The 5,281-nt window shown below is 58.2% G+C and carries 6 protein-coding genes; all 6 read right to left on the bottom strand.

Translation table 11 applies throughout. The annotated features are described in order from the left end of the window. Nucleotides 1-141: 141 nt before the first annotated feature. Entirely contained in the window at nt 142-948 is an 807-nt protein-coding gene (locus Q0650_RS11225; RefSeq protein WP_298818984.1) for a hypothetical protein, read from the bottom strand. A 205-nt stretch (nt 949-1,153) separates the two neighbouring features. Beyond that, nucleotides 1,154-2,335 carry an MBL fold metallo-hydrolase gene (locus Q0650_RS11220; protein WP_298818982.1) on the bottom strand — a complete coding sequence of 394 codons (1,182 nt, stop codon included), beginning with the start codon at nt 2,333-2,335 and terminating at the stop codon, nt 1,154-1,156. An 86-nt stretch (nt 2,336-2,421) separates the two neighbouring features. Beyond that, nucleotides 2,422-3,210, bottom strand: a complete 789-nt coding sequence (locus tag Q0650_RS11215) for a hypothetical protein (protein ID WP_298818979.1) — start codon at nt 3,208-3,210, stop codon at nt 2,422-2,424. 62 nt (nt 3,211-3,272) lie between these two features. Further along, entirely contained in the window at nt 3,273-4,226 is a 954-nt protein-coding gene (locus tag Q0650_RS11210; protein WP_298818976.1) for an FAD:protein FMN transferase, read from the bottom strand. 13 nt (nt 4,227-4,239) lie between these two features. Continuing rightward, on the bottom strand, nt 4,240-4,677 hold the full coding sequence (locus tag Q0650_RS11205) for a hypothetical protein (protein ID WP_298818974.1): 438 nt from the start codon (nt 4,675-4,677) through the stop codon (nt 4,240-4,242). A 49-nt stretch (nt 4,678-4,726) separates the two neighbouring features. Next, the coding region (locus Q0650_RS11200; protein ID WP_298818972.1) for a PepSY domain-containing protein at nt 4,727-5,281 on the bottom strand (555 nt) is incomplete at its 5' end.

The following is a 5,281-nucleotide window of genomic DNA, read 5'->3' as shown; positions in this document are numbered from 1 at the left end:
GAACGGGTTGATGTCTGACAACGAATTAAGGTTGCCCGCTACCATTGTGGTCGGGCAACCAGGTAGAGAAATAGCTATCTGTACCGACGTAAATACCTTTTAGCGCTGCTCGATATTGCCACGGGAGAAGTGATGGTGTCGCTATCCCTCTCGCGTAACCGGTAACTGACGCCGCGCCAACCATAGCGCGATGATTGACAATCCCAGGAGCGGCAGATGCAAGAATCCCATCCACCAGCCTGCCGGATCAAACCAGGCCGCCTGGTTGATCAGGCCGTAGAGCAAGCCATTAAAAGCAGTGATCCGATAGGCGAGTGACGGCACATTGGGTAAGGCAATGATCAGCCAGAACAGGAATACCGGGGTCGTCAGACAATAGGTCAGCCCATAAGCCGGTGAAGTAAGCAATAACATTGGATTAAAATCGGGCATCACTCCCGAAGCAGTCACTGCCGCCGGCGACCAGAACGCCAGTAGCGCTAATGGCGCCAGCGCATAATGGCGCCAATTCAGTTGACTCAGCGTGATGTTGAGCTGATTTTGCCATGCTACTCGCAACCAGATCATCGCCAACAAAACACACGCCACCACATTACCGGTATGCACAACATATCCGTAGTCAACGGTCAATCCCTGCCCCTGCACCCAGCCGATGACAAGATAGTTCAAGCCCATGTAGGCGGCTACCAATCGGCCTGCCCGCTCGGGCCGCCACACCATGAGCGCCATTAACGCAATCGTTGCCAGATGAAAGAATGGCGCCAGCGCGCGATATGGTTCTGCTGGTGTAACCTGTAGCAATGCGTTGATGACCTGCCCTTGTTCCTGCGGTAGGTATGGTTTTTCAGTGTACAACGGCAGGAAAAAGATGATCAGCAGCAATCCGTATACCAGACGATAAGCCCATCGATAGGACTGCGCATGAGTTGTTGAAGGATTGGCCAGCATGAGCGACCTCTTTTCATTGTCAGGCCTGTTTCGGCGCGCGCGACCGCGTCGCAAGCGTGATAATCGAGGCGCAGCGTCGCATTCAGGCGCAAATCATGACCTGCCCTTAACTGATGCGCAACGCGCGCGAAGCAGGCTGATTGTTCCATCAACACCTGAGAAACAAGAGCTGCGGCAACATATCCTTTGTTACGCCGGCTTACCGTCAATAGTGAGCCAGCACGCATAACGATGGCTCAATCTCAAGCTCGTCAGCTTCAGTCTGGTCAGGTTGCCAGAGGCCAAGATTTGCCCGCAAGAACGAGTCAATCGCGCCCGGTAAAGCAGATTCCGGCGCTGAGACCAGCTCCTGTAACGCCGCTACGGAATCAAGCTGTAGCGCCGGATGAACAGTGCGCAAAGTGGCAAATGTCTCAGCAACGATCCCGTCTGGACGCACTTCGGCCAGGCTTGACAGCGAAGAAGGCAGAATGAGGGTCTGATCGTCGGCCAGATTCGGCAACGAGCGAAGACTATTCAAGAGCAGCTCTGTCCAGGTCTCCGGATGGCCACCCAGATCGGTGCGGCCACAACCGCGCAACAGCAGCGCATCACCGGTTAAGAGAAACCGCGCCCCATCAGGTGTAATCACCCGGTAGAGCAGGTGACCCGGCGTGTGTCCGGGAAACCAGTGCGCCTCGATTAAGAGCCTGCCAACCGGCAATCGTTCGCCACCGAGCAATGGCAGGTAATCAAGATGGGCCGGCAACAGCCTGCGCGGATGCAAGGCATCATACGGATGACAGTAGAGCAGGGTATGGCGCGCGTTGGCCAGCGTCGCCCCTCCCGACAACCGACCTGCGGTGAGATGGGTCAGCAAGACGCGCGTGACATCGGCCTGCGCAGCCGCAGCAATCTCCTGGTAGAGATGGATGAAGCGACCGGGATCAATCACCGCAGCTTCGCCAGCGCTAATGATCACGTAGCTCAGATCACCACGCGCCGGACGAATGAGCTGAACGATGCTTCCCCACCCGGCGCTGACCACTTCGTGGATGGCGTGGAAATCAAGCCATGCGCGAAAACCGCCGATGAGATAGCGGGCCGGAATGCCGTGTTCAACCAGTAGTTCGGCAACGTATTGCGATGAACCCTCTTTGGCGCAAACAACGGTCACCGGCACCCCGGTCGGAACCCGAGCCAGCGCTGCCGCTTCGTCTTCAATAAATTCAAAGTAGGGAATGTTTAGCATTGGCACAGGTGAGCGGCTACGAATCTGATTGCGGGCAAACTCTACTTCATTGCGCACATCGAGAATGAATAATGGTTGACCCGCCAACAATTCAGCATAGAGTTCAGCCGGGCTGAGCAATCCAACCCCTCTCTGCTGTCGTTCGAGCGTCGGCATTGCGCACTCCTTCAAATCGATTGAGCTTCATCGCGCAACCATGGTTTCAGTGTACGCGCAATGCCAACGCCCAACAAGCGTAAAATTCATGAACTGGGTTGTGATTTGTCCCTCAATCGAGACGCAGGCCAACCTGTGATCAGAATGCGATAGATGGTTAGAAACAACACACTCCCACCCGAAAACCAGTAAAAGCCTGTCAATAGTTCGGTATCACTCCCGCTCATGATCGCATGCAGTAAACTGAGAATCCAGATAGCAAAGCTCAGAAAGTGGATGAGACGCCAAAGCGCGCGGCCAATCCATTGCTTGACGTAGAAGCTAAAACCGACCACACCCATGCCGTATAGACTCAACTGACCCAATCCGACCCAAAAGGGTTCATAACCGCTATAGGTAAAGGGAACAACAATCTGGTCGATGGTAGCGCTGATATAGCGATCACCGAGCAAGATGAGCGCGTGGAAGATGGCAAACGCCAGACCGAGTAGACTGGTGTGCTGATGCAGATCAAACGCGCCCGGCCCGCCTGGCCATAACCGGGCTAGACGGTTGGTCATCAGCAAACCAAAGACCATCGAGAGCCAGAGCAGGGTGTAGGCCACCACTGCGCTGCTGCGCGAGAGGTACCAGTAGGCTTTTGGTTCGCTACCCAACAGCGAGGCGCTCAGGCCGGGAAGCCAGGCAGGCAGGATGATCACGGCGGCCAGCGCGCCGACGATCGTCCCAAGCAAGAGGATCAGGAGCGCAGCCAGTGGCATAGCCGGCGGCAGATCGGTTAGATCAGATGATGACGGCGCCGCTCGTTTGCTTCGTTCCGGCGCGCGATTCGTCGCTGCCGGTTGCTCAGGTTGCGTAACAGGATTGACAGACATCGTTCACCTCTTTCGCAGCTACGTATCAACATTGTTTGACGCAGCCATACGTGTTTACAACCTTAGGCGCCGATAACCAGCTCGCCAGATGCAGGCTGCCAGCGATAACGGGCGAACGCTGGCGAACGAATGACCTGCCCGTCAACTGTCACCAGCAACGCTGCCAGCGCCGGTTGCGCGTTCAGCCAGCGTAGACCATCATCACGACCGCGCAGCAAGATCACCTTGACCGCCAGCTCGGCAATCGGCAGCGTCGGCGCAATGACGGTCGCCGCGAGCAGATCGGTCTCGGCAGGCGCGCCAGTGCGCGGGTCGATCAGATGGTGGAGCCAACGGCCATTGCGTTGCCAACGTCGATAGTCGATGCCTGATGTCGCCACACCGCCGCGACGGATCAGCAGCAGATCGAGACCAGAATCGGGCGCGCGCGGATCAGCGACTTCGATCGGCCATGACTCGCCATTGCGTTGCGGCGCACTGACCGCGATGTCACCGCCCGCATCGACCAGCGTCGGGAAGCGACGACCCAGACGGCGCGCAACCAGCGCCGCCGTCCATCCTTTGGCGCTGCCACCCAAATCAAGCTGCATGCCGGTTGGCAACCTGATCGCGCGTCGGCGCGGGTCACAAACAACTTGACGCCAGTCAGGCACTGATACCGGTGGCCGATCAGTAACAGCGTCTGGGATGGCTGCGAGCGTGGCAAAATCGCGATCATACCCCGCTGCCATCAGCGCCGCACCTATCGTCGGCGTCACCAGACCATCACTGATGCGCGCCATCGCCAGTGCATGTCGCATGGCATGCCAGAGTGTTTGCCCAACCCGCACCGGTTTACATCCGGCGCGCCGGTTGAGCGCATTCAGTTCGCTGTCAGGACGAAACCGGCTCAGGATGCGCTCGAAGCGGATGAAGGTCTTGCGGGCGGCGGTCAGCGCCGCCCGCGCCGCTAAGTTATCATCGTCTACAATGATGTTCACCGTTGACCCCATTGCGCGAAAGCTGATCTGCTGCATCGCGCGCCCTCCTTCAGCGAGATGAGCGGGTGCGGGCGGCGGGTGCCGGTTGTAAAGCAGGCGCAGGTAGTGCTACCTCGCGCAAAGCCGGCGCGGCAGGCGCGGGCGCGGCGGCAGGCGCGGCAGGCGCGGGCGCGGCGGCAGACGCGGGCGCGGCGGCAGGCACGGGCGCAGTTGTCCCAGCATCCACATTTGGCATGCTCAATGGTCTGACTGTAGGCACAACTGGCACAGATGGCGACTGTTGTAGCCACTGCGGCGCTGATTGACGCTCAATCAACGGCTGCTCAACCACAATTACCGGCTCTATCGTCGTCACTGTCGGCGGATTCTGCGCAGTGAGCCAGCCCCAACCGCCAACGGTCGCCGCCAGCGCCGCGGCGCTGATTGCCGTCTTCAAACCTTCCATACCAGTGACACGCTCCGGTTTGCGGATTGGTTTCATTGTCATTCGTTACCCTCCATATTGGTCAGGTGAGATCATAAATTTCTCACACCTTCTAATCATCATCGCGATCTTTATCATCACCGTCATCGTGATTGTCATCGTCATCATCACCGTCATCGTGATTGTCATCGTCATCATCACCGTCATCGTGATTGTCATCGTCAGTCTGATTCTGGTCAAACGCCGAGCGGACTTTGGCATACACCACCTGACCGCTGGCCGCATCAACGTATACCTCGCTCCCGTCACTGAACTTCACCTCATATACATCGGCACCATGCTCACGCTCACGCTCGACCTTGACCACCTGACCGCCACCGAGATAGGCCGTAGCCGCAGCGATTGCCTGATCGGAGCTAATTATGACGCCAGCGGCAGCGACCGGCGCGGCGATGGTATTGGCCAGCACCACTCCCGTTTGCGCGTCGATATAGATTGCGCCCCGATCAAACAGCACTTCATACGCTGGTGTGCCTTGCAGGCTGACCAGTTCGGCAGCGCGGGTCAGAGTCGCGCCGCCCGCATGAGCCTGGGCGATACCCTGTGCCTGCTCAGGCGAGACTGGGAAGGTTGGCGCTGCCGGAGCTGCCGCCGGAGCCGCTGGAGC

The sequence above is a fragment of the uncultured Chloroflexus sp. genome, assembly GCF_937129525.1.
Lineage (GTDB): Bacteria > Chloroflexota > Chloroflexia > Chloroflexales > Chloroflexaceae > Chloroflexus.
This window is presented reverse-complemented; position numbering and strand designations above follow the sequence as displayed.

What these genes read in the sequence shown, in the direction of transcription:
- Q0650_RS11210 (WP_298818976.1), bottom strand. Translation starts at nt 4,226, where the DNA reads ATGCAGCAGATCAGCTTTCGCGCAATGGGGTCAACGGTGAACATCATT.
- Q0650_RS11215 (WP_298818979.1), bottom strand. Translation starts at nt 3,210, where the DNA reads ATGTCTGTCAATCCTGTTACGCAACCTGAGCAACCGGCAGCGACGAAT.
- Q0650_RS11220 (WP_298818982.1), bottom strand. Translation starts at nt 2,335, where the DNA reads ATGCCGACGCTCGAACGACAGCAGAGAGGGGTTGGATTGCTCAGCCCG.
- Q0650_RS11205 (WP_298818974.1), bottom strand. Translation starts at nt 4,677, where the DNA reads ATGACAATGAAACCAATCCGCAAACCGGAGCGTGTCACTGGTATGGAA.
- Q0650_RS11225 (WP_298818984.1), bottom strand. Translation starts at nt 948, where the DNA reads ATGCTGGCCAATCCTTCAACAACTCATGCGCAGTCCTATCGATGGGCT.